At 71.5% G+C, this 26,360-nt stretch carries 24 protein-coding genes; 12 read left to right on the top strand and 12 right to left on the bottom strand.

Features of this window, described 5'->3' with window-relative positions:
- From K4S16_RS00680 to K4S16_RS00665, 4 genes are read right to left on the bottom strand one after another with little or no spacing between them, the layout of a single operon-like run.
- Positions 1-708, bottom strand: coding sequence for an ABC transporter ATP-binding protein (locus K4S16_RS00680; protein ID WP_149256832.1), 708 nt, complete (start codon positions 706-708; stop codon positions 1-3).
- Positions 705-3,461: a branched-chain amino acid ABC transporter permease/ATP-binding protein gene (locus K4S16_RS00675; protein WP_149256831.1), complete on the bottom strand. Its 2,757-nt coding sequence runs from the start codon at positions 3,459-3,461 to the stop codon at positions 705-707. Before K4S16_RS00675 ends, K4S16_RS00680 begins: the two co-directional genes overlap by 4 nt.
- Before the next feature lie 53 nt (positions 3,462-3,514).
- Positions 3,515-4,708: an ABC transporter substrate-binding protein gene (locus K4S16_RS00670; protein ID WP_149256830.1), complete on the bottom strand. Its 1,194-nt coding sequence runs from the start codon at positions 4,706-4,708 to the stop codon at positions 3,515-3,517.
- Between the two features lie 14 nt (positions 4,709-4,722).
- Positions 4,723-5,793, bottom strand: a complete 1,071-nt coding sequence (locus K4S16_RS00665; RefSeq protein WP_149256829.1) for a Gfo/Idh/MocA family protein — start codon at positions 5,791-5,793, stop codon at positions 4,723-4,725.
- A gap of 197 nt (positions 5,794-5,990) precedes the next feature.
- On the opposite strand from K4S16_RS00665, the gene K4S16_RS00660 reads away from it, so the two are divergent.
- On the top strand, positions 5,991-7,250 hold the full coding sequence (locus K4S16_RS00660) for an ROK family protein (protein ID WP_149256828.1): 1,260 nt from the start codon (positions 5,991-5,993) through the stop codon (positions 7,248-7,250).
- 10 nt (positions 7,251-7,260) lie between these two features.
- On the opposite strand, the gene K4S16_RS00655 is transcribed toward K4S16_RS00660, so the two are convergent.
- The gene (locus K4S16_RS00655; protein ID WP_149256827.1) at positions 7,261-8,187 is read right to left on the bottom strand and encodes a LysR family transcriptional regulator; all 927 of its coding nucleotides are present in this window, start codon (positions 8,185-8,187) and stop codon (positions 7,261-7,263) included.
- 178 nt (positions 8,188-8,365) lie between these two features.
- Here K4S16_RS00655 and K4S16_RS00650 point away from each other — a divergent pair, with 178 nt between their 5' ends.
- The 5 genes from K4S16_RS00650 to K4S16_RS00630 all read left to right on the top strand — a co-directional run bounded on the left by K4S16_RS00650 (position 8,366) and on the right by K4S16_RS00630 (position 13,751).
- Complete coding sequence (locus K4S16_RS00650; protein ID WP_149256826.1) at positions 8,366-9,388, top strand: cyclase family protein; 1,023 nt, start codon at positions 8,366-8,368, stop codon at positions 9,386-9,388.
- Positions 9,389-9,411: 23 nt separating this feature from the next.
- Complete coding sequence (locus K4S16_RS00645) at positions 9,412-10,542, top strand: FAD-dependent monooxygenase (RefSeq protein ID WP_149256825.1); 1,131 nt, start codon at positions 9,412-9,414, stop codon at positions 10,540-10,542.
- Between the two features lie 26 nt (positions 10,543-10,568).
- A complete protein-coding gene (locus tag K4S16_RS00640) occupies positions 10,569-11,507 on the top strand; it encodes a VOC family protein (RefSeq protein ID WP_149256824.1) in 939 nt (312 codons plus the stop codon).
- 14 nt (positions 11,508-11,521) lie between these two features.
- Positions 11,522-12,493 (top strand): fumarylacetoacetate hydrolase family protein, encoded by a 972-nt coding sequence (locus K4S16_RS00635; RefSeq protein WP_149256823.1) that lies wholly within the window; start codon positions 11,522-11,524, stop codon positions 12,491-12,493.
- Between the two features lie 91 nt (positions 12,494-12,584).
- Positions 12,585-13,751 carry a S9 family peptidase gene (locus tag K4S16_RS00630; RefSeq protein ID WP_149256822.1) on the top strand — a complete coding sequence of 389 codons (1,167 nt, stop codon included), beginning with the start codon at positions 12,585-12,587 and terminating at the stop codon, positions 13,749-13,751.
- A 107-nt stretch (positions 13,752-13,858) separates the two neighbouring features.
- Here K4S16_RS00630 and K4S16_RS00625 read toward each other — a convergent pair whose 3' ends face one another.
- The 7 genes from K4S16_RS00625 to K4S16_RS00595 all read right to left on the bottom strand — a co-directional run bounded on the left by K4S16_RS00625 (position 13,859) and on the right by K4S16_RS00595 (position 19,080).
- Positions 13,859-14,104: a DUF2630 family protein gene (locus K4S16_RS00625; protein ID WP_149256821.1), complete on the bottom strand. Its 246-nt coding sequence runs from the start codon at positions 14,102-14,104 to the stop codon at positions 13,859-13,861.
- Positions 14,101-14,862, bottom strand: a complete 762-nt coding sequence (locus K4S16_RS00620; protein WP_149256820.1) for a pyridoxamine 5'-phosphate oxidase family protein — start codon at positions 14,860-14,862, stop codon at positions 14,101-14,103. Before K4S16_RS00620 ends, K4S16_RS00625 begins: the two co-directional genes overlap by 4 nt.
- Positions 14,863-14,968: 106 nt before the next feature.
- Positions 14,969-15,808 carry an alpha/beta fold hydrolase gene (locus K4S16_RS00615; protein WP_200841603.1) on the bottom strand — a complete coding sequence of 280 codons (840 nt, stop codon included), beginning with the start codon at positions 15,806-15,808 and terminating at the stop codon, positions 14,969-14,971.
- A 125-nt stretch (positions 15,809-15,933) separates the two neighbouring features.
- Complete coding sequence (locus K4S16_RS00610; protein ID WP_149256819.1) at positions 15,934-16,653, bottom strand: alpha/beta fold hydrolase; 720 nt, start codon at positions 16,651-16,653, stop codon at positions 15,934-15,936.
- Positions 16,654-16,820: 167 nt separating this feature from the next.
- The gene (locus K4S16_RS00605) at positions 16,821-17,486 is read right to left on the bottom strand and encodes an alpha/beta fold hydrolase (protein ID WP_149256818.1); all 666 of its coding nucleotides are present in this window, start codon (positions 17,484-17,486) and stop codon (positions 16,821-16,823) included.
- 51 nt (positions 17,487-17,537) lie between these two features.
- Complete coding sequence (locus tag K4S16_RS46870; RefSeq protein WP_149256817.1) at positions 17,538-18,257, bottom strand: tyrosine-type recombinase/integrase; 720 nt, start codon at positions 18,255-18,257, stop codon at positions 17,538-17,540.
- Between the two features lie 277 nt (positions 18,258-18,534).
- Entirely contained in the window at positions 18,535-19,080 is a 546-nt protein-coding gene (locus tag K4S16_RS00595) for a barstar family protein (RefSeq protein ID WP_149256816.1), read from the bottom strand.
- Between the two features lie 1,631 nt (positions 19,081-20,711).
- On the opposite strand from K4S16_RS00595, the gene K4S16_RS00585 reads away from it, so the two are divergent.
- The 6 genes from K4S16_RS00585 to K4S16_RS00560 are packed head-to-tail and all read left to right on the top strand — an operon-like array spanning position 20,712 to position 26,340.
- Positions 20,712-21,581, top strand: a complete 870-nt coding sequence (locus tag K4S16_RS00585) for an SIS domain-containing protein (RefSeq protein WP_149256814.1) — start codon at positions 20,712-20,714, stop codon at positions 21,579-21,581.
- On the top strand, positions 21,581-22,471 hold the full coding sequence (locus K4S16_RS00580; RefSeq protein ID WP_149256813.1) for a 1-phosphofructokinase family hexose kinase: 891 nt from the start codon (positions 21,581-21,583) through the stop codon (positions 22,469-22,471). Before K4S16_RS00585 ends, K4S16_RS00580 begins: the two co-directional genes overlap by 1 nt.
- Positions 22,459-23,307: a class II fructose-bisphosphate aldolase gene (locus K4S16_RS00575; protein WP_149256812.1), complete on the top strand. Its 849-nt coding sequence runs from the start codon at positions 22,459-22,461 to the stop codon at positions 23,305-23,307. The genes K4S16_RS00580 and K4S16_RS00575 overlap by 13 nt, the downstream gene beginning before the upstream one ends.
- Complete coding sequence (locus K4S16_RS00570) at positions 23,301-24,605, top strand: alpha-glucosidase/alpha-galactosidase (RefSeq protein WP_149256811.1); 1,305 nt, start codon at positions 23,301-23,303, stop codon at positions 24,603-24,605. Before K4S16_RS00575 ends, K4S16_RS00570 begins: the two co-directional genes overlap by 7 nt.
- A complete protein-coding gene (locus tag K4S16_RS00565) occupies positions 24,605-25,522 on the top strand; it encodes a carbohydrate kinase family protein (protein WP_149256810.1) in 918 nt (305 codons plus the stop codon). Before K4S16_RS00570 ends, K4S16_RS00565 begins: the two co-directional genes overlap by 1 nt.
- A gap of 56 nt (positions 25,523-25,578) precedes the next feature.
- The gene (locus K4S16_RS00560; protein ID WP_149256809.1) at positions 25,579-26,340 is read left to right on the top strand and encodes a DeoR/GlpR family DNA-binding transcription regulator; all 762 of its coding nucleotides are present in this window, start codon (positions 25,579-25,581) and stop codon (positions 26,338-26,340) included.
- Positions 26,341-26,360 lie beyond the last annotated feature (20 nt).

Below are 26,360 nucleotides of genomic sequence, written 5' to 3'. Positions count from 1 at the left end.
TCAGCCGTCCTCCTTCTCGACGGTCACGGACAGGTAGGAGCGTTCGATGTCGGCACGGTTGCGCCGCAGTTCCTCGCCGGTGCCGGAGAGTGCCACCCGGCCGCGCTGCAGGACGTATCCGCGGTCGGCGACCTCGAGCACCAGGCGGACCTGCTGTTCGACGAGCAGCACCGCGCAACCGGAAGCGGCGAGGTCGCGCACCGCGGCGAGGAGCCGGTGCACGACGATCGGCGCCAGGCCGAGCGACAGCTCGTCGGCGAGGAGCAGTTTCGGCCGTGCGGCGAGCACCCGGCCGAGGCCGAGCATCTGCTGCTCTCCCCCGGACAGGAGGCCCGCGGGGCGGTCGAGGAGGCGTTCCAACTCGGGGAACGCGGCCAGCGCGAGGTCCATCGGGCCGCGACCGAGGCGCAGGTTCTCCCGGGTGGTGAGGCCGCGGAAGACCGACCGGTCGTCGGTGAGCAGCGCCAGGCCGCGCGCCGCGCGGGCGCGCAGGCCCTCGCGGGGGTCGGCGGAGCCGAGCACCTCCAGGTCGCCGCCGAGCGGGCGCAGCGCTCCCGCGGCGGTGAGCAGGGCGGTGGTCTTGCCGGCGCCGTTGGCGCCCATCAGCGCCACGATCTCTCCGGGCCGGACCTCCAGGTCGAGGTCGTGCACGACGGCGACCTCGCCGTATCCGGCCCTCAGGCCGGTGGTGCGCAGGGCCGCGGTCATGATCGCTCCTTCGCGGGCGCGGTCGCGGTGGAGAGCGCGGGCTGCGCTCCACCGAGGTAGGCGTCGACGACGCGCGGATCGGCGAGGACCTCGTCCGGTGTGCCCGCGGCGATCTGCTCGCCGAAGTCGAGGGCGATCGCCCGGTCCGAGACGCGCCGGACGAGCTCCACGTCGTGCTCGACGAGCAGGACCGCGATGCCCCAGTCGTCGGCCAGGTGCCGGATGAGGCCGCCGACCTCGGCGCGCTCGACCTCGGAGAGGCCGGCCGCCGGTTCGTCGAGCATCAGCACCTTCGGCGCGGCGGCGACGGCGCGGGCGATCGCGACCAGGTGGCGGGTTCCGTAGGGCAGTTCGGTGGGGAGCTGGTGCAGGTGCCCGGCGAGCCGGAAGGTGTCGATGGCGGCGACCGTCGCCCCGCTGATCCGCCCGCGGTCGGGCCGGACGAGGTCGATCAGGTAGGAGGCGGCGTCGGCCGGGTCGCCGGCGCAGCGCAGGTTGTCCAGCACCGTCATGTCCTCCAGCAGTTCCAGCGACTGGAAGGAGCGGGTCAGGCCGGCCCGGGTGCGGCGGAACGCCGGAAGCCCGGAGATCGGCCGGCCGTCCAGGGCCACGGTGCCGGAGGCGGGGACGAACCCGGAGAGGGCGTCCATCAGCGTGGTCTTGCCGGCGCCGTTCGGGCCGATCACCGCGACGACCTCTCCTGGCCGGACCTCCAGGGACACGTCGTCCACGGCCACGACGCTGCCGAAGCGGACGGTCACCCCGCGCGCCTCGAGGCGGCCGCCTGACGGGCGGCCGGCCGTTTGCCGGGCGGCCGCGATCTGCGCGTCCACCGCCGCGGCGCGCCGGCGGGCGAGGGGGTTCGGCGGCTGCGGCAGCCGGGCCCGCAGCGTCCGCAGGCGCGGCCTCCGCTCGCGCGGGGGGTGGGCGATCACGTCGGCGATGCCGTTGGGCTGCACGATCACCTGGACGATCAGGCCGATGCCGAGGATCAGCACGAGGTACCGGGCGATGTCGAACAGCCAGGTGTTGGCGATCGCGGTGGCCAGGCCGCCGTTCTGCCCGATACCGCCGAACAGCGCGCCGGGGATGTAGCCGATGCCGCCGATCACCGACTGGATCAGCCCGTTGACGGAGGTGAGCGGGTCGTAGGAGGCGAAGGTCAGTGTCGGGTTGCGGAACGCGCTGAGCACGCCGCCGATCCCGGCGATCATGCCGGCGAGCACGAACGCGTACAGCTTGGTGGAGGCGACGTCGACGCCGAGTGCCGCCGCGGCGCGCTCGTTGGTGCGCACCGCGAGCATCCGGCGGCCCACCCGGCCGCGGCGCACGTTCGCCGTCATCAGCGCCAGCAGGACGAAGACCAGGCCGCACAGGATCGCGTAGCGGGCCGGGTAGACGATCGAGCCGACGTCGATGCCGAAGACCGACTGGAAGCCGACCTGCAGCCCGCCGGCGCCGCCGTTGAGATCGCTGTTGCGCAGGATGACCGCATTGATCGCCACGCCGAAGCCCAGGGTGGCGATGGCCAGGCTGACGCCCCGGGCGCGCAGCGCGGGCAGGCCCACGGCGAGCGCGACCGGTATCGCCGCCGCGCCGCCCACGAGGATCGCCAGCGCGAACGGGATGCCGGTGGCGGCCAGGACCCGCCCGGCGATGATGGCGCCGACCCCGGCGATCGGCACCTGCGCCAGGGAGAGCTGGCCGGCGTAGCCGGTGACGACGACCTGGGACAGCAGGATGATCGAGGTGACCAGGGTGACGGTGAGGCCGTCCAGGAGCTGCACTCCGAGCAGGGTCTGCGCGGCCACCGCGGCCAGGGCCACCGCGACGACGAGGCGGACCGGACGCACCCTGCCGCCGCCCACCCTGGGCAGCCGCTCGTTGACGTGGCTGCGCAGCGGCAGCGCGCGGCCCATCAGCATCAGCACCCCGATGATCACCAGGAACGGCACCGCGTCGCCGACGCCGGGCAGGTCGAGGTAGTGCGCGCACAGCGCCTGCAGGACGCCTAGCGCGATACCCCCGAGCAGGGTGAGCGGGAACGAGCGCAGGCCGCCCAGCATGGCGCTGGCCAGGGTGGGGATGATCAGCAGGGCGAAGCTGTTGGGCTGGAGCTGGAGGCCCGGTGCCAACGCGATCCCGGCCACCCCGGCGAGGGCTCCGCCGAGTGCCCAGTTGGCGCCGCGCAGCCGGCCGACCCGCCAGCCGAGCGCGGCGAGCGACCGCGGGCTCTCGGCGACCGCCGAGGTGGCGAGGCCGAAGCGGGTGTGCTTGAACACGGCCCACAGGACGGCGGTCAACCCGGCCGAGAAGACGAACAGGATGAGCTGGTCGGCGCCGACGGCGATCGGCCCGGCGCGGACGGCCCCGGTCGGCAGGTACGGTTCTGGGATCTTCAGGGCGCTGCCGTAGACCAGCACGACGCCCTGCTGGAGGACGACGAACACGCCCAGGGTGGCGATCACCCGGGTCAGCGTCGAGGTCTCCGCGAGCGGGCGGATCACCAGGACGTACACGAGCCAGCCGATCAACGCGGAGGCGAGGACCCCGGCGGGCACGGCGATCAGGTGGCTGAGCCCGGCGGTGTCGGCCACGGAGTACATCACGTAGCCGCCGGCCATCGCGACCGCACCGTGCGCGAAGTTGATGACGCCCGAGCTGCGGAAGACGGCGACGACGCCCATGGCGCTGATCGCGTAGATGCCGCCGGTCGCGCAGCCGAGCGCGAACAACTGCAGGAACAGATTCATGACTTGGCCTCACTCCGGTGCGCCGGGGCCGGCCGCGGCCGGCCCCGGCGGGATCACTTGATGTACTGGCCGATGTCGGTCGGGGACTCCGAGCCGCTGCTGGTCCACTGGCCGTCCTTGACGACGCCGTACCAGACGCCGCTGTTGAACATCCGCGGGTACTGCTCGCTGGCCCGGGTCTTGGTGAAGTCGAGCGGGGGGAAGTTCATGACCTTGACGCCGCGCATCCCGCCGAGCCTCTTCAGCAGGCTCTTCGCCGTGACGTCGTCGAGGCCGGTCAGCCCCTGCCGGAGCAGGATCGTCGAGGAGTAGCCGATCAGCGCGAACCCGTTGGGCACCGCCTTCGGGCTGTAGCTCCTGAGATCGGACAGGAACGTGCGCACCGAGGGGTCCGAGCTGTTCGGCAGCGGGGTGTCCGACGCGCCCTTGATCCCCTCGGCGGCCTTTCCGAGCGCCGAGATGACCTGCGGCTGCAGGACGCCGGGCGGGGCGTACAGGGTCGCCTTGTTCCCGGCCTTGCGGACGGCGGCGAAGATCTTCGCCGCGTCGTTGCCCCCGCCTCCGAAGGCGAGGCAGTCCGGGCTCTGCGCCAGGGCGTCGGCCACGGTCGGGGTCACGTCGGTGGTGCCGGTGGTGAACTTGATCGCGCCCTTGAAGGCGACCCCGGGCGCGCCGCCGAGAACGTCCTTGGCCTGCGCGTAGGTGACGTCGCTGCCGGCGTCGCTGGCGCCGATGAAGACCGGCCTCTTGCAGCCGTCCTGCACCATCTGGCTGAACGTGCCGACGTACCCGCCGACCGTTCCGATCGCGACCGGGAAGGACACCTTGCTCTGGTACTCGGTCGGGGTCCCCTGCAGGTAACCGATGTAGGGGATGTCGCCGGCCTCCAGGACGGGCAGGGTCTGGCTCGGCGCGTACGGGTCGAACCCGCCGAGCACCGCGACCCACTTCTCCTGCACGGCCCGGCGGGCGCAGGCGGCGTCCCGGTTGGGGTCGCCGGCGTTGTCGCAGACCTTGAGCCGGATCTTCTTGCCGTCCACGCCGCCGGCGTCGTTGATCACCTTGAGGCCGGCCTGGACGCCGTCCACCGACCAGGTGTTCACGAACGCGGCCGACGTGGCGGCGCTGGTGGTGGCGAACATGCCGACGGTGATCGTGTCGCCGCCGGATCCCTCGGCGGCGTTGCACGCGGCGAGGGGCAGGCTCCCCGCGAGCAGCGCGGCACCGAGCCGGAGTTTCGAAGCCATCGATGGGCCTTTCTCTAGTCGTTGACGTCGACCCAGGTGCCGCGTTCGGCGGACCGCAGCACCGCCGCGGTGAGCCGCGCCGCGCGCAGTCCGTCCGTGAAGGTGGGCAGACCGTCCGGCGCCGCGCCCGACAGGGCGGAGTAGGTGTCGGCCACGAACGCGTCGAAGCAGTCCTGGTAGCCCTGCGGGTGTCCGGCCGGCAGAGCGTCGTAGCGTGTGGTGTCGCCGGCGGCCCGCAGCAGTTGCTGGTTGGCGGCGCGCGCACCGACCCAGAGCGTCTCCGGCGCCTCCTGGTCGAAGGACAGGCTCTCCGCGGCGCCGTCCACGGAGAACCAGAGCCGGTTCTTGCGTCCCGGGCTGACCTGGCTGACGGTCAGGTTCCCCAGGGCGCCGTGGGAGGTCTCGAACAGAAGCACTGCCGCGTCCTCGGTATGGACCGGACGGCCACCGCGCGCCGGGACGGCCACCGTGGTGCGGGCCGCGAGACGGACGATGCGGTGCCCGGTCACGAACTCGACCAGGTCGCACCAGTGGACTCCGATGTCGGCGAACGCCCGCGAGGGTCCGCCGGAGGCGGGGTCGACCCGCCAGTCGTCGCCGTGTTCGTCGGCCAGCCAGTCCTGCAGGTAGGAACCGTGGAGGAGCCGCAGTGCCCCGGCGGTTCCGGCGGCGATCCGCGCTCGCGCCAGGCGGACGGTCGGATAGAACCGGTAGACGAACGGGACCGTCGCGGTCACCCCGGCCGCCTCTGCGAGCGCGGCCAGGTCACCGGCCTCGGGCAGGCTGACTCCGAGCGGTTTCTCGCAGACGACGTGCTTGCCGTTGGCGATCGCGGCGCGGACCAGCGGGCCGTGTGCCGCGTTCGGCGTGCAGACGTGGACGACGTCGATGTCGTCGGCGGCCAGCAGCGCCTCGGCCGTGTCGCCCGGGTGGACGGCGCCGAAACGATCGGCGCCCGCGCGGGACGACTCCCGGGTCGAGCCGGCGACCCGTGACAGGGTCGCGCCGCTGCGCCGGATCGCCCGGGCGTGCACCGCTCCCATGAAGCCGACGCCGATGACCCCGGCGCGGACCGCGTCGCCCACGCTTCCTCCTCTGTGAGCTGGGTAACTGAATGCGCCGATACTTCTTTCTGTTAACGGACAAAGTCAATCGTTACTGCAACGAAAAAGGGTGATGACATGTATAGATCCCGCCGATAGTGGTCCCGGACCGCGGATCTTTCACCCCGCAGGACCTCGTCTTTTACCGATCTCCGGAAGAACTCGGTTAGGGTTGGGGTGTGCCCAGCGATCGCATCAACGGCCTCGCCGCCGTCCTCGCCGCCGTGCGCGCCGACGCGCGGGTGACCCAGCCGGCCCTGGTCGAGCGCGTCGGACTCGGCCGCAGCGTGATCGCCCAACGCGTCGCGGAACTGGAGACCGCGGGCCTCATCGAGGGCGCCGGGCTCGGCCCGTCATCGGGCGGCCGGGCCCCCCGGCGGCTGCGGTTGCGGGCGGAGCGGGGCCGGGTTCTCGCGGTGGACGTCGCCGCCACCGAGCTGGTCGTCGGGCTCGCCGACCTCAGCGGCGGCCTGCTCGCCACCCGCCAGGAGTCCATCGACGTCGCCGCCGGGCCGGAGGTCGTGCTGTCCCTGGCGGAAAGGCTCGCCGACGAGCTGATCGGCGATGACACGGCGTCGATCTGGGCGATCGGGGTCGGCGTGCCCGGCCCGGTGGAGTTCGGCAGCGGGCTGCCGGTGGTACCGCCCATCATGCCGGGCTGGGACCGCTACCCGATCAGGGACCGCTTCGCCGCCCGCTACGGGGCCCCGGTCTGGGTCGACAACGACGTCAACGTGATGGCGCTGGGCGAGTTGCGCTCCGACCCCCGGGCCTCGGAGGCCCGGCACATGCTCTATGTCCGCGCCGGCGTCGGCATCGGCGCCGCCATCGTCGTGGACGGCGGGCTCTACCGCGGTGCCAACGGCTCGGCCGGCGACATCGGCCACGTGGCCGTCCCGGAGGGCGGCAACATCATCTGCCGTTGCGGCAACATCGGCTGCCTGGAGGCGGTGGCCGGCGGGACCGCACTCGCCCGTGAGGGCCGCATGCTCGCCGAGACCGGACACAGCCCGGCCCTGGCCGCCGTCCTCGCCGCATCCCGGGAGGTCCGCGCGCTCGATGTCACTGAGGCGGCCGACCAGGGCGACCGGGCCGCCCAGGCACTGCTGCAGCGCACCTCCACCCTGCTCGGCGGCACTCTGGCCACGCTGGTCAGCTTCTACAACCCCGCGCTGCTGGTGCTCGGCGGAGGCATCGTCCGGGCCAAGGCGCATGTCCTCCCCACCATCCGGGAGGTCATCCACCGCAGAGCGCTGTCCCTGGCCACCCGGACCCTGCGGATCGACGTCGCGACCCTCCGCGAGGAGGTCTCGGGCGTGACGGGGGCGGTGCATCTCGCCCTCGACGAGGTCTTCTCCCCCGCCAACCTGGAGACCTGGCTGGCCGGGGGCTCGCCGCGCGTGGCCGGCGGCGGCGCCGGGACGCCCGCCGCCCGTTGAGCCTGCGGGCTCAGGTGGCGGCGAGTTGCCCGGCGGCTTCCACAAGGAGTTCGCGGAGCCAGGCGTGCGCGACGTCGCTGCGGTACATGGGATGCCACCAGAACGCCTCGGCGAGCGGCACCGCATCGAAGGGGCACTCCAGGACGCGAACACCGGCGGCGTCCGCGATTCTCCAGGCCAGCCGCTCCTGCACCAGGGCGACCCGGTCGCTGCCGGCGACGAGGAACGGCATCTGCAGGAAGCCGTCGACCACGATCTCGACGCGCGGCTCGACCCCGATCATGCGCAACTGCTGCGCTGCGGGGGCGAAGGCCGTCGGCCGGTCGAACAGCACGACCCACGGCATCTCTTCCAGCCGCGCCAGGCTGAGCCGCGCACCGACCGCCGGATTGTCCCGGTCGACGATGCACACCCAGCGGTCTTCGTAGAGCTCGGTGCGGGGCACGTTGGTGAGGAAGCCATGGGGCAGGATGACGCCGTCGACCGTGCGCAGCGATTCGGGCGCATGGTCGACCGCATCGGGAGTGGCCTGCTGGATCCGCAGCCGGACGCCCGGCGCCCGCTCGGCCACCAGCCGCGCGACGATCGGACCGAGGACCGCCGTCGCGTAGTCCGAGGTGATGATCGTGAACTCCCGCTCGACCGTGGCCGGGTCGAACTCCTCCCGGACGTCGAAGACGCGGCGGACGCCCGCCACGGCCGGAGGCGTCCGCGCCGCCAGCTGGACGGCCAGCGGGGTCAGCTCGTAGCGGTTGCCCGCCCGGTGCAGCAGCTCGTCGTCGAAGTACCGGCGCAGCCGCGCCAGCGCGTTGCTCACGGTGGGCTGGCTGCATCCGAGCTGCTCCGCCGCCCGGGTGACGTTGCGCTCGCGCAGCAGCACGTCCAGCGTGACGAGCAGGTTCAGATCGAGATTGACCAGCAGACGATCGACTGCCACGCGGTCACTATAGGACCCGTCTATAGACCACATCAATAAATTGATCTTCCTGATGGCCATGCCCCTCGTGAGAATGGCCGCGACTCGACGCTCCGCCTGTACTGGTCAGGCGGGTCGACCCGCGGCCCCCTTCGCGGCGGCCCGGCGCGCTCGAGCATCAGCGAAGGGAGCGGGCCGCATGACCGAACGACCGACCGCCGGCACGTCCGGGACCGGCGCCGCCGCGCCCGGCTTCGAACTCGACCGGACCGACCCGGAGGGCGCGATCGCCGCGGCCGCCGCACGGTGCTCGAACTGGGGCCGCTGGGGCCCCGACGACGTGCTGGGAACGCTGAACTTCCTGGACGCGGCCAAGCGCCGCGAAGGAGCCGCGCTCGTGCGGCGGGGCGCGAGCTTCTCGCTGGCCCAGTCGTTCGACATGAACGGCCCGCAGAGGGGCTGGCGGCGGCGCACCAACCCGGTGCACACGATGCTGGACACCGGCACGGACGCCGAGCGCGGCGCCCAGGGCTTCCCCCACGGGCTGGGCGGCGCCGACGACGTGGTCTTCATGCCGCTCCAGGCCTCCACGCAGTGGGACGGCCTCGGCCACATCTTCGATCACGGCCGGGCCTGGAACGGCCGCCGCGCCGGCGAGGTGGTCACCAGCGACGGCGACCGGGTCACCGGCATCGAGACCGCGGCGGCGCACCCGGCGGGCCGGGGCGTCCTGCTGGACGTCGGCGCGGTGATCGGCGCCGGCGGCGAACTGCCCGACGGCTTCGCGATCACAACCGAGCACCTGGACGCGACGATCGCCGCCCAGGGAGACACCGCCCGAGTCGGGCGAGGCGACCTCGTCTGCGTGCGCACCGGCCGGCTGGCCCGCGCGCGCCGGGACGGCTGGGGCGACTACGCCGGCGGCCCCTCCCCGGGGCTGTCGTTCACCACCGCGGACTGGCTGCACCGCACCGAGATCGCCGGCATCGCCACCGACACCTGGGGGTTCGAGGTTCGGCCCAACGAGTTCGACGACGCGTTCCAGCCCCTCCACCAGGTGTGCATCCCCAACATGGGGCTGTTCATCGGCGAGATGTGGGACCTCGACGCCCTCGCCGCCGACTGCGCCGCCGACGGCGTCTACGAGTTCTTCCTCACCGCCGCTCCCCTGCCGGTGACCGGTGCCGTCGGCGCCCCGGTCAACCCCATCGCCGTCAAATGACGCTCCAGACGAAGGAGCCCTCCATGCCCGCCGTGAACAGCGTCCTCGTCGTCGGCGGCGGCCTCGCCGGGACCGCCGCCGCCATCCGCCTCGCCGCCCGAGGCGTCGCCGTCGACCTGATCGAGATCAAGCCGCAGGCGGCCGCCCTCGGCTCCGGGATCACCCTGCAGGGCAACGCCCTGCGCGAACTCCGCACGCTCGGCGTCTGGGAGGACGTCCAGAAGCACGGATACGCCTTCGACGTCACCGGCATCCGCGCGCCCGACGCCGACGGCACCGTCATCGCCGAGATCCCCGACGCCCGGACCGGCGGCCCGGACCTGCCCGCGGTACTGGGGATGCCACGCCCGGACCTGGCGCGCATCCTGCTCGACCGCGCCACCGACGCCGGCGCCCGGATCCGCTTCGGCATCACCCACACCGACCTCCGGCAGGACGGCACAGGTGTGGACGTGACGTTCTCCGACGGCTCGACCGGCCGCTACGACCTGGTGGTCGGCGCCGACGGCGTCCGCTCGTGGACCCGCCGCGCCCTGGGCATCGACCTGGAGACCAAACCGGTCGGGATGGGCATCTGGCGTGCGTTCGGACCAAGGCCCGCCGCCGTCACCCGCACCGACCTCTACTACGGCGGCCCCTCCTTCATCGCCGGCTACTGCCCGACCGGGGAGGACTCGCTCTACGCGTACATCGTGGAACCGGCGCAGGACCGCTCCACGCTGTCACCCGACGAGCAGTTGGCCGTCCTCAAAGAACTGGCCGCCGCCTATCACGGCCCCTGGGACGACATCCGCGAGACCCTCACCGATCCCGGCCGGGTCAACTACACCTGGTTCGAGACGCACGTGCTGCCGGCGCCGTGGAACCGCGGCCGCGTGGTCCTGATCGGCGACGCCGCGCACACCTGCCCGCCCACCCTGGCTCAAGGGGGCGCCCAAGCCCTCGAAGACGCCACCGTGCTCACCGAACTGCTGGCCGACCGGCAGGCCGTCGACCAGGACCTCTGGGACGCCTTCCACGCCCGGCGCCTGCCCAGGGCGCGGGCCGTCGTCGACGCGTCCAACCGGCTCGCCGAATGGCAGCTCACGCATCAGCCCGGCGACGTCCCGGCCCTGATGCACCGCATCGCCGAACTCGTCGGCCGACCCGCCTGACCCCACGTCCCGCTCAGGAGAGATCCATGCCCGACCGACTGATCACCCACCTGCGGCACGTCGCCCTGGCCGTGCCCGACTACCGCCGGCAACTCGACTTCTACACCGGCACCTGGGGCCTGAGGGCCGAGCACAGCGACACCGGCCTGGCCTTCCTCACCGCCGAGGGCAGCCCCGAACAGTACGTCGTGCGGCTGCGCGAATCCGACGACAAGCGCATCGACCTCATCTCCTTCGGCGCCGCCACCGCCGCCGACGTCGACACTCTGGCCGCGCGCCTGGCCGCGGACGGGGTGCGGCTGGTCAGCGAACCGGACGTCCTGCAGACCCCCGGCGGCGGCTACGGCTTCCGGTTCTTCGACAACGAGGGCCGCACCGTCGAGGTCTCCTGCGACGTCGCCGTCCGGCGGCACCGGACGATCGAGGAGGGCGAGTCCGTCCCGGTCCGCCTCTCGCACGTGGTCGTCAACTCCGCCGATCCCGAGAGCACCCGCGCGTTCTACGAGAAGCACCTGGCCTTCGCGCTGTCGGACACCCTCATGCACCCGCGCATGGGCGAGATGATGTGGTTCCTGCGCGTCAACGCCTGGCACCACAGCCTGGCGATCGCGCGCTGCCCGCACCCGTCGCTGCACCACGCCAGCTTCGAGCTGCGCGGTCTGGACGAGTACATGCGCGGCACCGGCCGGGTGCTGCGCGCCGGCGTGGAGAAGATCTGGGGTCCGGGCCGCCACCTGGCCGGCGACAACACCTTCAGCTACTTCCTCGACCCGTCCGGCAACACGATGGAGTACACCACCGAGCTGGAACTGGTCGACGAGGACACCTGGCACCCCCACCTCTACGACTTCTCCCGGCCCGAGGTCTCCGACCAGTGGGGCACGGCCAACGCGATGAACGAGTTCGTCGCCCAGAGGTCCTTCAACGACCCGGACAAGGGCCTGTTCGTGGCCCCGCCGGTCTGATCGGAGCCCATCCCATGAGGTTCGCCACCTGGGAGGCCGACGGACGCGTCCGGACGGGCGTCGTCGGCGACGCCGGCTTGCACCCGCTTCCTGGCGGCACCACCGTGCTCGAACTCGTCCGCGCGGGGCTGCCCGCGGCGCTGCAGGCCGGAGCCGACGCACTGGACGGGCCCGCCGTACCCCGCGACGAACGGATCCGGCTCCTGGCCCCGCTGGCACCCCCGACGCTGCGGGACTATGTCGCGTTCGAAGAACACGTCGAAGGAGTCCGCAAGAGCATCGACGGCGTGGGCGGGGTTCCACCGGAGTGGTACGAGGCTCCGACGTTCTACTTCACCAACCCCTACGCCGTGGTCGGCCCGTACGACGACGTGCCGGTGCCACCGGGTTCGCAGCGCTTCGACTTCGAGCTCGAAGTCGCCGCCGTCCTCGGCCGTGACGGCGCCTCGCTCGCTCCCGAACAGGCCCGCGAGTGCATCTTCGGCTACACCGTCATGAACGACTGGTCGGCCCGCGACCTGCAGGCACGGGAAATGAAGGTCAACCTCGGACCGGCCAAGGGAAAGGACTCCGCGACGACACTCGGCCCATGGCTGGTCACCGCGGACGAGCTCGACGGCCACCGCGACGACGACGGCTTCCTCGCGCTCGAGATGCGGGTCGCGGTCAACGGCGTCGAGGTCGGCCAGGACCTGCTGAGCAACATGGGCTGGCCCTTCGAGGAACTCATCGCCTACGCCTCGCGCGGCACCCTGGTCCGCGCCGGCGACGCCATCGGGTCCGGCACCTGCGGCAACGGGGGCTGCCTCGCCGAGCTGTGGGGCCGCCGAGGCGAACTCGACCCGCCGCCGCTGCGGCCCGGCGACGTCGTCGAGATGACCGTGGAAGGCATCGGCACCCTCCGCAACCGCGTCGTGCCCGGCCGCGATCTGCCGCCGGTCCGCGCGGCCCGGCCGCGCCCCCGAGCCCGGAAGCGTCAAGCGTGAGAGCACGGGCCGCCGACATGATCGCCACCGTCACCGGCGCCGTGGCCGACGGCGGCCGGTCCGCTGACCTCATCACCGCGAAAGGATCAATGTGTTCGAGTACTTCCCCGGCAACTACGTCTGGAACCTGGGCGTGGTCGCCGCGCTGAACTCCGGCGGCCTCATCGACGAGGTCGACCGCGCCTGCCGCCCGATCCGGCAGGCCGCCGCCGACGGCGAGGACGCCGGCACACCGGACTTCCTGCGCGCCTGGACCGCACTCACCGACCAGCTCGCCGGCCAGGCGGAAGCCGCCGAGAAGGCCGGGCACACGCGCACCGCAGGACAGCTATACGCGCGAGCGACCAACTACCTCTGCCAGGCCGAACGGATGCTGTCCAACTCCGACCCCGACCGCCTCCCCGCCTACCGGCGGGTGCTCGACCTGCAGCAGAAGGCCTTCGACCTCAAGGACCACGGGCACGTGACCCGTGTAGCCGTCCCCTACGAGGGCACCACGCTGCCGGGGTACTTCAGCGCCGCGCCGGCCACCGCACACGGTCCCGCACCGGCCGTCGTCCTCGTCAACGGCCTGGACTCCACCAAGGAGCACCAGTACTCCTCCGGGCACTGGGAAGAGCTGGCCGCCCGCGGCATCTCCTGCCTCATGCTCGACCAGCCCGGAACCGGTGAAGCGCTACGCATGCAGGGGCTGACCGCTCGGATCGACGCGGAGGCCTGGGGCTCGGCCGCCATCGACTACCTCCACACCCGCACCGACGTCGACCCAGCCCGCATCGGCATCGTCGGCTGGTCGCTCGGCGGCTACTACGCCCCGCGGGTCGCCGCCTTCGAGAAGCGCTACGCCCTCGTCGTCGCCTGGGGCGCCAACCACAACTGGGGAGCCGTCCAGCGCCGCCGCCTCGAACGCGAAGGCGAGCGACCGGTCCCCCACTACTGGGAGCACGTCCTGTGGGTGTGGGGCCACACCGACCTCCAAGATTTCATCGGCTTCGCCGACGACGTCCACCTCGACGGCGTCGTCGAACGCATCACCGCGCCGTTCCTCATCGCGCACGGCGCGAACGACCGGCAGATCCCCCTCGAATACGCGCACCGTTCCTACGACCAGGCCGTCAATTCCCCCAAACGCGAACTCCGGATCTTCAGCCCCGAAGAAGGCGCGACCGAGCACATCGGCCTGGACCACCTCCCCCACGTCAGCACCTTCATCGCCGACTGGGTAGCCGACACGTTCACCGACCAGGCCAACTCTTAGGGCGCCTGTTCTTGCCTCCCATACTCCGATCGGGGATGGCTGCCTTCTGTGGTGGAGGTGGGCAGGTCTCGTCACTGGCGGCGGGAGCGGCGGGGCCTGCCGCCGACCTATTGCCAGTAGCTCTCGACTACTGAAGCGGACCTGGGGACGGCCTCATCAGGGTCTCCGCCGATGTCCCGCTTCGCGCGACGTTGCCGGAGGAGGTCCCAGCACTGATCGAGTTCCACCTCGATTGCCTGCAGTTCGCGGTGTTCGGTCCGCTCGTCCAGGGACCCGTCTGCCCGATGGCTGCGCAACGCGTGCTCACGATCGACCAGTGCGCTTATCCGGTCCAGGATGTTGTCGTCGCTCACTGGTCCTCCGGCCGTTGTGGCTGGGACGGACGATTCTCGGGGTCCGCCAGGGGTGATGCGACCCGAAGACGAAGTAGGTCGTTCTCGGCCTCGAGAACGTCAACGCGCTGTCGAAGCGGTCGCAGCATGGGCGCCACTTCCTCGGCCGTGTAGCGCGGAGTGATGTGCTGAGGGCAGTTCCAGTCGAAGGCTTTGACCTCGACGCGCACCTCACGTTCGACGATCGCCCGGTACCCCGGTATCGCGGACGCACTCGGCGACGGTCCCTGGTGGCGTACGTCGTTGATGGTCGCGACTCCGAAGATCTTGAGGCGCAGCCGGCGGGCGTAGTCCATGAAGATGATGGACATGCGCGGGTCGTGCGCCACGTTGCCGGTGCTGATGTACTGACGATTGCCTCGGAAGTCGGCCCAGGCCAGGGTGTGCTCGTCGGGCACTGTCACGAATCCCGGTGGGCCGCCGCGGAACTGGACGTACGGCCACCCGCCGACGGCGACCGTCGCCAGATAGAAGCCGTCCCGCCCGGCGATGAAGTCTCGTTCAGCGCGGCCCAAGGGGTCCTTGATCTGCTCGAGTCCGTCGGTCTCCGCGGCCTCGGTGTTCGGAGCCGAGCCGCTCCCGTCCGCCGCCCCGATGCCCGGACGCCTCGGGCTGGAGAGGCGCCGGTCCGCGCGGTCGATAGCGGGTCGGCTTCCGTACTGGTCCTGTGCCTCCAGGACCGGCTCGGTGAAGGCGATCGAATGGTAGTTGCGGCTCACCTGTCCCCCTCGTGGAGCGAGCGACTGCTGGGATGAGACGTCCTATGACCACTCACAGGCCGCCTGCGCGGGGCGCAGGCGGCCCGGTGGCCCGAGACCGCGTCGCCTACCTTGCCGGCGTCGACCGGTCGGCCTGGACGATCAGCGCCTCGACGGTGTGCGGGTTGGTGATCAGCGGGAGGTGCCCCGCCCTGACTCTGGTGATCTTGGCCCCTGCGTTCCCGGCCATCGTGCTCTGCAAGGCGGGAGGGACGATGTGGTCCTGGGTCCCGAGCAGGTAGAAGCTCGGCAGCGACTTCCAGGCCGGCGCGCCGGACCCAGCCGTGAGCGCACTGAGGGTGACGGGCCGCTGGGCGGCGGCCATCGCAGCCGCGTCCCGTGCCGGGATCCCGTTCGCGATGGCGTCCGGGAAGACGTTCTGCTTCAGGTAGAGGTCGTTGTCGCCGGCCGGAGCGCCCGGGTACTGCACGAAGTCGAACAGATCGGCCGGGTCGAGTTCGTGGTTCGGGTCCAGCAACCCGAGGATGCTGTCGCCCTCGTCGGGAACGAACGCGTTGATGTAGACGAGGGCCTCGACGTCCTTGTCCGACCTGGCGGCGTTCGTGATGACGGCTCCTCCGTAGGAGTGGCCGACGAGGACGACCGGGCCGGTGGTCCGGTCACGGAGGAATGCGGCGAGGTAGTCCGAGTCCTCGCGCAGCCCGCGGAGCGGGGTCGGCGGAGCGAGGACCTGGTAGCCCTTGGCTTGCAGGCCACGGGTGACCTTCGCCCAACCCGAGGAGTCCGCCCAGGCTCCGTGGACGAGCACCACCGTGGGTTTGGGCTTACCTGAAAGCGCCGTGCTCGTCGCGGACGCCTGGGTCGCGGAGATGCCGGTCAGAACCAGCATCCCGATGAGGGCGAGAAGGCCGGCCTTGTGCAGCCGCCGCGCTCGGGAAATTTCCACTGTGACTCCTGATGAGTTCATGGGATCGAGAGGTTCGAGTGCCGCTGGCGCTCGCTGTGTGGAGGGTCGTGGCTCAGCCTCACGGGTCGGGCCCGCGACGCTGCCTTGACCTGCTCCGGGTGTTGTCACATGGCCGCGGAAGCGAGTGCCTCGCGGATCACCCTGACGACCTCCGCCGGGTGGGCGTGCATCACCAGGTGCGAGGAGTCGACCTCGGTGACCTTGGCCTGGGCGCGCTCGTAGCCGAACCGCTGGACGTCGGGGTTGATGGCCTGGTCGGCGGCCGCGACGATCCCCCACGCGGGCAGGTCCTTCCAGGCGGCCGCGCCGGCCGGCTCGCCGAAGGCGGCCGCGGCGAGAGGCCGCTGCGAGACGGCCAGGACACGCGTGAGGGCGGTGTCCACATCCGCGGCGAAGATCTCCGGGAACCTGGAGACGTCCACCGACACGTCGGTGCCCGGCTCGTCGGAGCCCTCGACGGGGTAGGGCGTGAAGACGAGGGCCTCGGCCAGCGGCGAGTCGGGGAAGCGGCTCTGCAGTTCCCCGAGACTCTCGCCCTGGTCGAGGACGTAGGCGGCCAGGTACACCAGCCCCACCACGTTGTCCTCACGGCCGGCGACGGTGATCACCGCGCCGCCGTAGGAGTGGCCGACGAGAAGGACGGGGCCCTCGATCTGCCGGACGACGGAGGCGACGTACGCCGCGTCGCCGGCCAGGCCGCGGTTGGGCACGGCCGGAACCAGCACCCGGGTGCCGTCGGCGAGCAGTTCGGCGGCGACGCGGGCGTAGCTCGACGCGTCGGCGAAGGCTCCGTGGACCAGGACCACGGTGGACGTGTCGGACATGGGATCTCCTTCGGTGGACCGCCGGTGGCGGCAGTGGGAACGCGCCGTCCGGCACGTCCGTGAGATGTCGGATGCTCCTCGGGAGCCCCTGCCATCGCCTCCGACGCTAGGGAGCCGCGGTGGACTTCCAGTGACCGGTTTGTGGATCGCGCCCGGGAAGTGGCGCGTCAGAGGTGCTTGTCGAGAAAGGCACGGATGAGAGGCATGACCTCGTCGAGAGCGCTCTCGAGCAGGAAGTGGCCGCCGTCCACAAGGTGGACCTCGGCGTCCGGCAGGTCGGTGGCGAAGGCGAGCGCCCCGGCGGGTCCGAAGATCGGGTCGCTCCTCCCCCAGACGGCGAGCAGCGGAACCTGCCGCTCGCGGAAGTATCTGTGCACCTCGGGGTACATGGCCAGGTTGCTGGCGTAGTCCTGGAACAGCGCCAGCTGCACCTCGTCGTTGCCGGGCCGCGACAGCAGGTCGTGATCGTGAGTCCAGGTGACGGGGTCCACCAGGGTCTCGTCCGTCACGCCCGCGAGGTACCGCCAGCGGGTCAGCTCAAGGGTGAGCGCCTGTCGGATCCCGGCCTCGGTCCGGGGGGTCTGCTCTCGCCAGTAGTCGCCCACGGCGGTGAAGAACTCCGGCCGCAGTCCCTCCGCGTACGCGTTCCCGTTCTGGGTGACGATCGCCGTGACCGCCTCCGGTGCCCTCAGGGCAAGCCGCCACCCGATCGCCGCGCCGTGGTCGTGGACGAACAGGCAGTACCGATCGATGCCGAGCCGCGCGAGGAGGGCCTGCGTGAGGTCGTCATCTCCAGCGCCTCGATGTGGCGCCGGTCGGCCACGTCGAGGAATTCCTGGGCGGCCGGGGAGCTCGGGGCGACGCGTTCGACGATGCGCATGATGTCACCCGCCTCCGCGGCGTGCGCGGCGTAACCGGCGGCCAGAACCTCCAGCTTGGTCCGGCCCGTCGGCGCCGCCGCCGCGTCGGTGATGATCCGTCCCACCGTCGGGCTCGTCGTCCATATGTCCATCAAGGTCTGGAGCAGCCCCTCCTTGCCTCCGCACTGGGCGTAGACGGTGGCAGGGGAGACACGCGCCTCGCGTCGCGGCAACCACGCCGGTTCGGGGAGCGGGGCGATCGACCGGCGCCGCACCAGGCCCGCCCGGGTACGGTTCGCCGCCGGCCGTCGACGGCGAGCCGGAGCACGGCCCGGCGCTGGGTGGTGCCAGGCACCACCCAGCCGCGTGAAGCAGGTAGGCGGCGGTCTTCTTTGCGGCCGTGTGCGCGACCTCGGGCAGGACGGAGGTGTAGGTGTCGGCGGTCAGCACGATGCTGGAATGCCCGAGCATCTCCTGTCCCACCTTCAACTGCACCCCGGCCGCAAGCGCCAAAGTGGCGGCGCCGTGGCGCAGGTCGTGGAGCCGGATCTGCGGCACATCGTGCTCGGCGATCAGTTTCTGGAACACGTGGGTGAGCCGGCCCGGGGCGACCGGGTCACCGTTGAGGTTGGTGAACGCATACCCGCTGTCGCGGTACCCCTCACCATAGGCCGCCACCTCGGCCTGCTGCCGGGAGCGGTGCACGCGCAGCGCCGCGATGGTGGTGCGGTCCAGCGCGATCATCCGGGTGCTGCGCGGTCTTGAGCGGGCACACCAGTTTTCGGCAGGGACAGGGTCATGCTGAGCGCCGCCGGGTCGTAGTCGTAGCCGACGTTGACGTTCTTGCTTCCCGCCGACAGAACGTACCCGCGGACCTGCGGGCCATCGCAAATCCTGAGGCTAGAGCTCCTTGGATCGGAAGACTCTCATGCTGCCGATGCCTTCTCGGCATGACCACACATTTACACCATCATGCTGAATTCGAGCCGTCGCCCCAGATTCAGCACTTCGAACATTCAGACTATGGCCCGTCAAGAATGACTTCAACATTATTCTGCGACAGAATACTAAGAAGCAGGTCGAATTTGGAAATCGGCCCGCCAGCAATATCCATCACTGCAGACAAGGACGAGCGCGCAACGGAAATGTTCCGCCAAATCAGCCGAACCGGAGCGCCTTGGAGATAATCCTCAAGGGACTCGTCCAATTCGGTAAAACTACACCCGATATACCCTCCTGGGCCACGGAAAGCCTCGCCAATCGCACAGAAGAAACTCGCGACATCCTTGATTTCATCACCCTCCATAACGAACTCTCGAGGGGGAACCGAATGCTCCCCCTCAGAAGGGGATTCGGCGTACCTAAGACCGGCTACTTCCAGCCACGCTTCACGGGCTCCGACCTGAAGCGTGCACCATTCACCGCGCTGCGGCCGGGAAACGCGGAACCTGTCCCACAACCTGCGGGCCTCGGCATGCGGAGCCAAACCCGTTCGTGCCGTGACGACTAGATATTCCGGCGTATCCCCGGCTACTAGCTTGGCGGCCCACAGCACGTAGCGCCCCATGGGCCGACCTTCGGCGTCGAGGACAAGTACCTCGATGTCCCCCTGAGCGTCTCGATCGGCGCGTATAGGGTCGGCCGCACAAGCCTGAAGGCGACTCGGGCGTTCTCGGTGTCGAGCAACGCGCCAAAGTCGTCGCCGCTGTAGCGCCCGACAAATAACCCTTCCAGATCGCAGGCAAATACGAATGTGTCACTTTCCTCGAACCGGACAGAATACTTCACTGACAACGTCGCCCACCTTCCACTGGGAACACGTCGAATCAACAGGAGACAACGGAGATCTCCATGGACCTGACTTTCGGGTCCGTCTAGCCATACTCCCCAAAGCGGTTCGGACCGACGATCCTGTACGTATCGCCCTTCCCGGGAACCTCCCATTCGGGCGAGCCCTGGAAACCCGACTCCGCGTGAGGACCCCACTTGGCCGCGCGCCTCGCCGATTCGCGCCATTGATAAAGCTTTTGAGTAGGATCTGTGGGGCTTACCGTGCGCGGGGTCCCCTGCCCGGCCTTAATCCTGGCAATCTCGCTTGCAGCCCACCCAGGAACTTCGTTGTCGTTGTGCACCAGCACCGGCCCGGGGGTAGTCCCTGCCACTGGAGCCTGATTGTGCGGGACCGGTTGTGTCCGCGGCGGTGGAACTTGCGAATGCTGCAGTCGCCACCAGCGGCCGCGGCCCGACGCCGGGGACCACACGAATGACCAGGATGTACCTGCCTGAGCCGTCGTCCATCGGAACCGGAACGATCTCGGGCACCCATGGGGGCTCACGCTGGGCGCGGCGCCCTGGCCCTTGTCCCGCTGGACCTGCTGCCGCAGCACGTCCAGCATCCGCTGGATAGCCCGCTGCTCTCCCCCACCGCACGAAGTACCAACACACCGCCCGCCAGGCAGGGAGCCAGCAGGCAGCCGCCGCCAAGCGCAGCCGGTGCGCACCACGTACACCACTCCCACGACCTCGCGCCGCCAGTGCTCCCCCGGACGGCGCCCGCTGCCAGGCGCGGGAAAGCAACTGCTCCACCAGCGCCCACTCATCGCCGGTCAGGCCCGGGGCAACACGACGTCCGAGCCATCGCCACCCTGCACGAACCAGCGCACAACATCACGCAGCCACAGCGACCCTGATCAACTTCTCTAGCGCGCAGCAAAGCAGGCAAGTCGATCTAGGTCGATCGGAGTCGAACGGGGAGCCTCTCACCTGTACAAACGCCCTGTCCAAGTCGCATTGTGTCGATCGGAGCCTGACTGCGGTGGCTCCCGAAACTGGCTCCCGCGCCTTCCTAGCAGAGCGAGATGAGCCGTACCGGGTTCACCTGAACTCCCGTAGACCCTGACTGCAAGTGAGGAACCTCTGCCGCTCTGGCACACGCCAACTCGGTCGGGTGCCGTTGCCGGTCAGCGAAGACCGAGCCGACCCGGCCGGCGATGCCCGCAACAAGCAGTCGATCGCCGGCCGCCCCTGAGCCCCCGGCTCCCCGGCGCGCAGCCGCGCCACGGAGCCCTCGTCCGCCCGACGCCCTCATCGCTCTCCGGAGTGATGGGGGCGTTGCCGCGCGGGGTCCTTGCCGGTGATGTGCGCGCTCTTGTACGTTATAGGCCTATAAAGCGCACAAATGAGCAGAGGAGAGCTTCGGTGTCGTTCGTTAGTGAGGAGATCGCTTCGCAGCCGAGCTGCTGGCAGCGCGCCGCCGAGATGGCGGACGGCGTGCGCGGCCTGCCTGCGCGGGGCGAGCGCGTCGCGGTCGTCGGATGCGGCACCTCGTTGTTCATCGCCCAGGCGTACGCGGGCCTGCGGGAGGCGGCCGGGGCGGGCGAGAGCGACGCCTTCCCGGCGTCGGAGTTCCCCCATGCGCGGGAGTACGACCGGGTCGTGGTGATCTGCCGGTCGGGAACCACGACGGAGGTGCTGGAGCTGCTGCGGACCACCGCGCTGCCCACCGTCGCCGTGATCGGCGACCCGCGGACGCCCATCGTGGACGCCGCCGGCGCGACCGCCGTGCTCGACTTCGCCGACGAGCGGTCGGTGGTACAGACCCGGTTCGCCACGACGACGCTGGCGCTGCTGCGCGCGCACCTGGGCCTGTTCCCCGCCGATCTGGTCGACCAGTGCCGCGCCGCGGTCGACGCGCCGCTGCCCGCCGGGGCCACCGGACGCGGCCAATTCACCTTCCTCGGGGCAGGCTGGACGAACGGGATCGCCAACGAGGCGGCGTTGAAGGTCCGGGAGGCGGCGAGCGCGTGGACCGAGTCGTACCCGGCGATGGAGTACCGGCACGGGCCGATCAGCGTGACCGACGAGCGCAGCCTCGTCTGGTTCTTCGGCACGCCGCCGGCAGGGCTGGCCGAGCAGGTGCGGGGCACCGGCGCGCAGGTCGAGGCGTCCGGGGCGGACGCCCTGGCCGACCTGGTCCGCGTCCAGCGGCTCGCGGTCGCGCTGGCCGGGGCCGGGGGCCTGGACCCGGACCGGCCGCGCAACCTGACCCGGTCGATCATCCTGTCCTGATGATCCTCACGGTCACCCTGAACCCGGCGTGGGACGTGACCTACCGGGTCCCCCGGCTGACGCGGCACGGGTCCCACCGCGTCGGCGCGACGTTGCAGCGTCCGGGCGGCAAGGGGCTGAACGTCGCCCGCGTCCTGCACGCCCTGGGCGAGCGGACCATGGCGACGGGCCTGGCGGGCGGCGCCACCGGCGCCATGGTGGAGGCCGCGCTGGACGTCCCGCACGACTTCGTCGCGATCTCCGGGGAGACGCGCCGGACCGTCACCGTCGTGGACACCGACGCCACCGTCTTCAACGAGCCCGGCCCCGAAGTCCACCCGGACGAGTGGACGGCCTTTCAGGAGTCGTTCGGCGCGCAGGCCGCCGAGGCCGCGGTGGTGGTGATGTCCGGGAGCCTTCCGCCGGGCGTGCCGGAGGACGCCTACGCCGTCCTGACCCGCCTGGCGCGGGCGGCGGGGGCTCGGGTGCTGGTCGACGCGGGCGGCGCCGCGCTGCGCGCCGCCGCAGCGGCCGGTCCGGACGTGCTCAAGCCAAATGCCGCCGAGATGGCGGCGGCGGACCTGGACCGTCTTCCGGCGGACGGCTCGCCCGCCGGCTCGCTCGTCGTGTCGCGCGGCGCCGACGGGATGATCGCCGTCACGCCCGAGGGCTGCTTCGAGGCGGTCCCGTCCCAAATCGTCGCCGGGAACCCGACCGGCGCGGGGGACGCGGCCGCGGCGGCGCTGGCCGTGGCCCTGCGCGAGCGGCTGCCCTGGCCGCGAGCGCTCGGCGAGGCCGTCGCCCTGGCGGCCGCCGCGGTCGCGGCGCCCGCCGCCGGCGAGTTCGACCCCGACGTTCTCCGGCGGCAGCGCCGGGCCCCGAAGGTTAGGGAGACACCATGCCCCTGGTGAGGACGGCCGAGCTCGTGGGGCCCGGCCGCGGCGTCGCCGCGTTCAACGTGATCACGCTGGAGCACGCCGAGGCGATCGTCGCGGCGGCCGAGCGGACCGGACGGCCGGTCATCTGCCAGATCAGCCAGAACGCGGTGCGGTTCCACGGCGGCCGACTCGGCCCGATCGCGGCCGGCACGGCAGCCGTGGCCGAGGGCTCCACCGCCAGGGTGGCGCTGCACCTCGACCACGTGACCGATGACGACCTGCTCCGGCAGGCCGCCGACCACGGCTTCGGATCGGTGATGTACGACGGGTCCGAGCACGACTACGGCGAGAACGTCGCGCGCACCGTCGCCGCCGTCGCCTGGGCCCACGAGCGGGGCCTGTGGGTGGAGGCCGAGCTCGGCGAGGTCGGCGGCAAGGACGGCGCGCACGCGCCGGGCGTCCGGACCGATCCCGGCGAGGCCGCCGCGTTCGCCGCCGCCACCGGTGTGGACGCCCTCGCGGTCGCGGTCGGCAGCTCGCACGCCATGACGGAGCGCACCGCCGTCCTCGACCACGACCTGATCGCCCGGCTGCGCGACGCCGTGCCGGTGCCGCTGGTGCTGCACGGCTCGTCGGGGGTCGGGGACGACGAGCTGCGCCGCGCGGTGCGGCACGGCATGTTGAAGATCAACATCGGTACGGCGCTCAACATCGCGTTCACCGGGGCGGTGCGCGCGTCCCTGGACGGGCAGGTCGACCCGCGCCGGTACCTCGCGCCCGCCCGCGACGCCATGCGGGACCAGGCGGCGCACCTGCTGGAGGTCGTCTCGTCCCGTCCTTCCGAGAGCATTGGACACCCTGCATGCTGAACATCGCCTTCGTCGGCGCGGGCTCGGTGGAGTTCACCCGGCAGCTGCTGCGCGACATCCTGTCCTTCCCGGAGCTCGGCGGCGTCCGGCTCGCCCTGCACGACATCGACCCCGAGCGGCTGGCGGTGGCGGAGGGGCTGGCGAGGCTGACCGCCGAGGAGCACGGCGCCGCGCCCGCCATCACCGCGTCCCTGGACCGCCGCCGCGCGCTGGACGGCGCCGACGTCGTCGTCAACATGGTCGCGGTCGGCGGGCACGCCGCGACGGTGAAGGACTTCGAGGTCGCGGCCGGATTCGGCGTCCGGCAGACCATCGGCGACACTCTCGGCGTCGGTGGGATCTTCCGGGCGCTGCGCACCTTCCCGCTGCTGGACGGGCTGGCCGCCGACATCCTCGCGGTCTGCCCGGACGCCTGGCTGCTCAACTACGCCAACCCGATGGCGATGAACCTGCAGTACCTCGCAGCCGTCGCGCCGAAGGTCAGGGCGGCCGGCCTGTGCCACTCCGTGTACTGGACGGTCCGCGACCTGTCCGAGCTTGTCGGGGTGCCGTTCGAGGAGGTCGACTTCCGCTCGGCGGGCGTCAACCACCAGGCGTGGGTGCTGGAATGGCGGCACCGGGGCCGGGACCTGTACCCGGCGCTGGACGCCGCGATCGCCGCCGACCCCGGACTCGCCAGGCGGGTGCGCGTCGACATGTACCGGCGGCTCGGCCGCTACCCGACCGAGACGAGCGAGCACTCGTCCGAGTACGTCCCGTGGTACCTGCGCGACGACGCCGAGATAGAGCGGCTGCGCATCCCGGTCGGCGAGTACGTCCGGATCAGCGCGGGGAACCTGGCCGAGTACGCCCGGGTCCGCGACTGCCTGGCCCGCGGTGAGCGCCCGGCGCCGCGCGAGGACGAGGACGCCGTCGAGTACGCGCCGCAGGTGATCCACAGCCTCGCCACCGGCGAGCGCCGGACGATCCAGGTCACCACCGCCAACACCGGCCTGATCACCAACCTGCCCGCGGGCGCGGCCGTCGAGGTCCCCGCTACGGTGGACCGGATGGGCGTCCACCCCCACCACGTCGGCGCGCTGCCCCCGCAGCTGGCGGCGTTGAACCGCAGCTTCCTCAACGTGGTGGAACTGACCGTCGCCGCCGCCGTCGAGGGCGACCCGGCGCACGTCCGGCACGCCGCCATGTGCGACCCGGCGACCGCCGCGGCGCTGCCCGTCGAGCGCATCGGGGAGCTGTGCGACGCGCTCACCGACGCGCACGGCGACGCGCTGCCCGCCCCGCTGCGGAGGACGTGATGCTCGACCTGCTGGTCATCGGCGACGCCAACCCGGACGTCCTCGTGCACGGCGCGCCTGAGGTGCCGCCGTACGGGCAGGCCGAGACACTCGTCGGGGGCGGCGTTCTCGCCCTCGGCGGGTCCGCGGCGATCGCGGCGCACGGCGCGGCCCGGCTCGGGCTGGCCACCGCCTTCGCCGGGCTGGTCGGCCGGGACGCCGCGGGCGACTTCGTTCTGGACGCGCTGAGCACGGCGGGCGTCGACGTCTCCTGCGTCGTCCGGCACGCGGCGCTGCCGACCGCGCTGACCGTGTGCCTCAACCGGCCCGGGGGCGACCGGGCCATCCTCACCGCCCCGGGGTGCCTGGTCGAGCACGGTCCCGAGCACGTCCCGGACGTCGCGGACCTCGCGGTCCGGCATGTGCACGCGGCGTCCTACTTCCTGCAGCCGAGGCTCGCGCGGGCGCTGCCGGCGCTGCTGCGGGAGCGCCGCGCGGTCGGCGCGACGACCTCGCTGGACACGAACGACGATCCGGCGGGGCTGTGGGAGCTGGCCCCCGGCCTGGTCGCCGAGTGCACCTTCCTGCTGCCGAACGAGGCGGAGGCGCTCGCGCTGAGCGGTGCGGACGACCTGGCCGGGGCGCTCGCCTCGCTGGGGGGCGACGGCTGCGTCCCGGTCGTCAAGCGGGGCGCGATGGGCGCCGTCGCGATGCGGGACGGCACGGCCGTCCACGTGGACGCTCCGGCCGCAGAGCCGGTCGACACCGTCGGGGCGGGGGACAGCTTCGACGCCGGTTTCCTCGCGGGCTGGCTCGACCGGGGGGAGCTGCGCCACGCGCTGCGGCTCGGCGCGGCGTGCGGGGCGCTGTCCACCCGGGCGGCCGGGGGAACCGCCGGCCAGCCGACCCTGCCCGAGGCACTCGCACAGATGGCGTGACCGTTTTCCGGTCAAACACTTATTTGCGCGCATCATTTCTACTCTAAAATGATCGGATGCGTCAGCAGAACCGCCTGCCCCTCATCCTGGACAAGCTCGCCCAGCACGGCTCGGTGAGTGTTGTCGACCTGGCGGCCGAGCTGGAGGCATCGCCCGCCTCCATCCGCCGCGACCTGCAACTCCTCGAGGAGCAGCAGCTCCTCAAGCGCACGCACGGCGGCGCGATGGCGGCCGAGGTGATCTACGAGCTGCCGATGCGCTACCGCGGCGGCCGCTCCCAGGAGGAGAAGCGCCGCATCGCGCAGGCCGCGGTGCGGCTCGTCGACGGCTCGGTGCACTCGGTCGGCTTCAACGGCGGCACCACCATCACCGAGCTGGCCCGGCTGCTGTCCACCGGCCGGACGCTCAAGGTCGTGACCAACGCCCTCAACATCGCCGCCGACCTGTCGGTGCGGCCCGCCATCGACCTCGTCGTCACCGGCGGCGGCGTCCGGCCCGAGTCGTACGAGCTGGTCGGGCCGATCGCCGACAAGACCCTGGCCGACATCAGCCTCGACCTGGTCTTCCTCGGCGTGGACGGCATCGACGCCGAGGCCGGGATCAGTACCCACGACGAGATCGAGGCGCGCACCGACCACTGCCTGATGCGCGCCACCCGCCGGGTCGTGGTCCTCGCCGACGGTTCCAAGATCGGACACCGCGCGTTCTCCCGGATCGCCCCGATCGAGGAGGTCGACATGCTGATCACTGACTCCGGGGCCGATCGGGCGGAGCTCGACCGGATCCAGGCGGCCGGCGTCGAGGTGACCGTGGCCTGAGCCGCGGTCACCTCCGGCTC

Source organism: Actinomadura sp. K4S16 (assembly GCF_008327685.1).
GTDB lineage: Bacteria > Actinomycetota > Actinomycetes > Streptosporangiales > Streptosporangiaceae > Spirillospora.
Note: the sequence above shows the minus strand (reverse complement) of the source record. Positions and strands in the feature narration are given on the sequence as shown.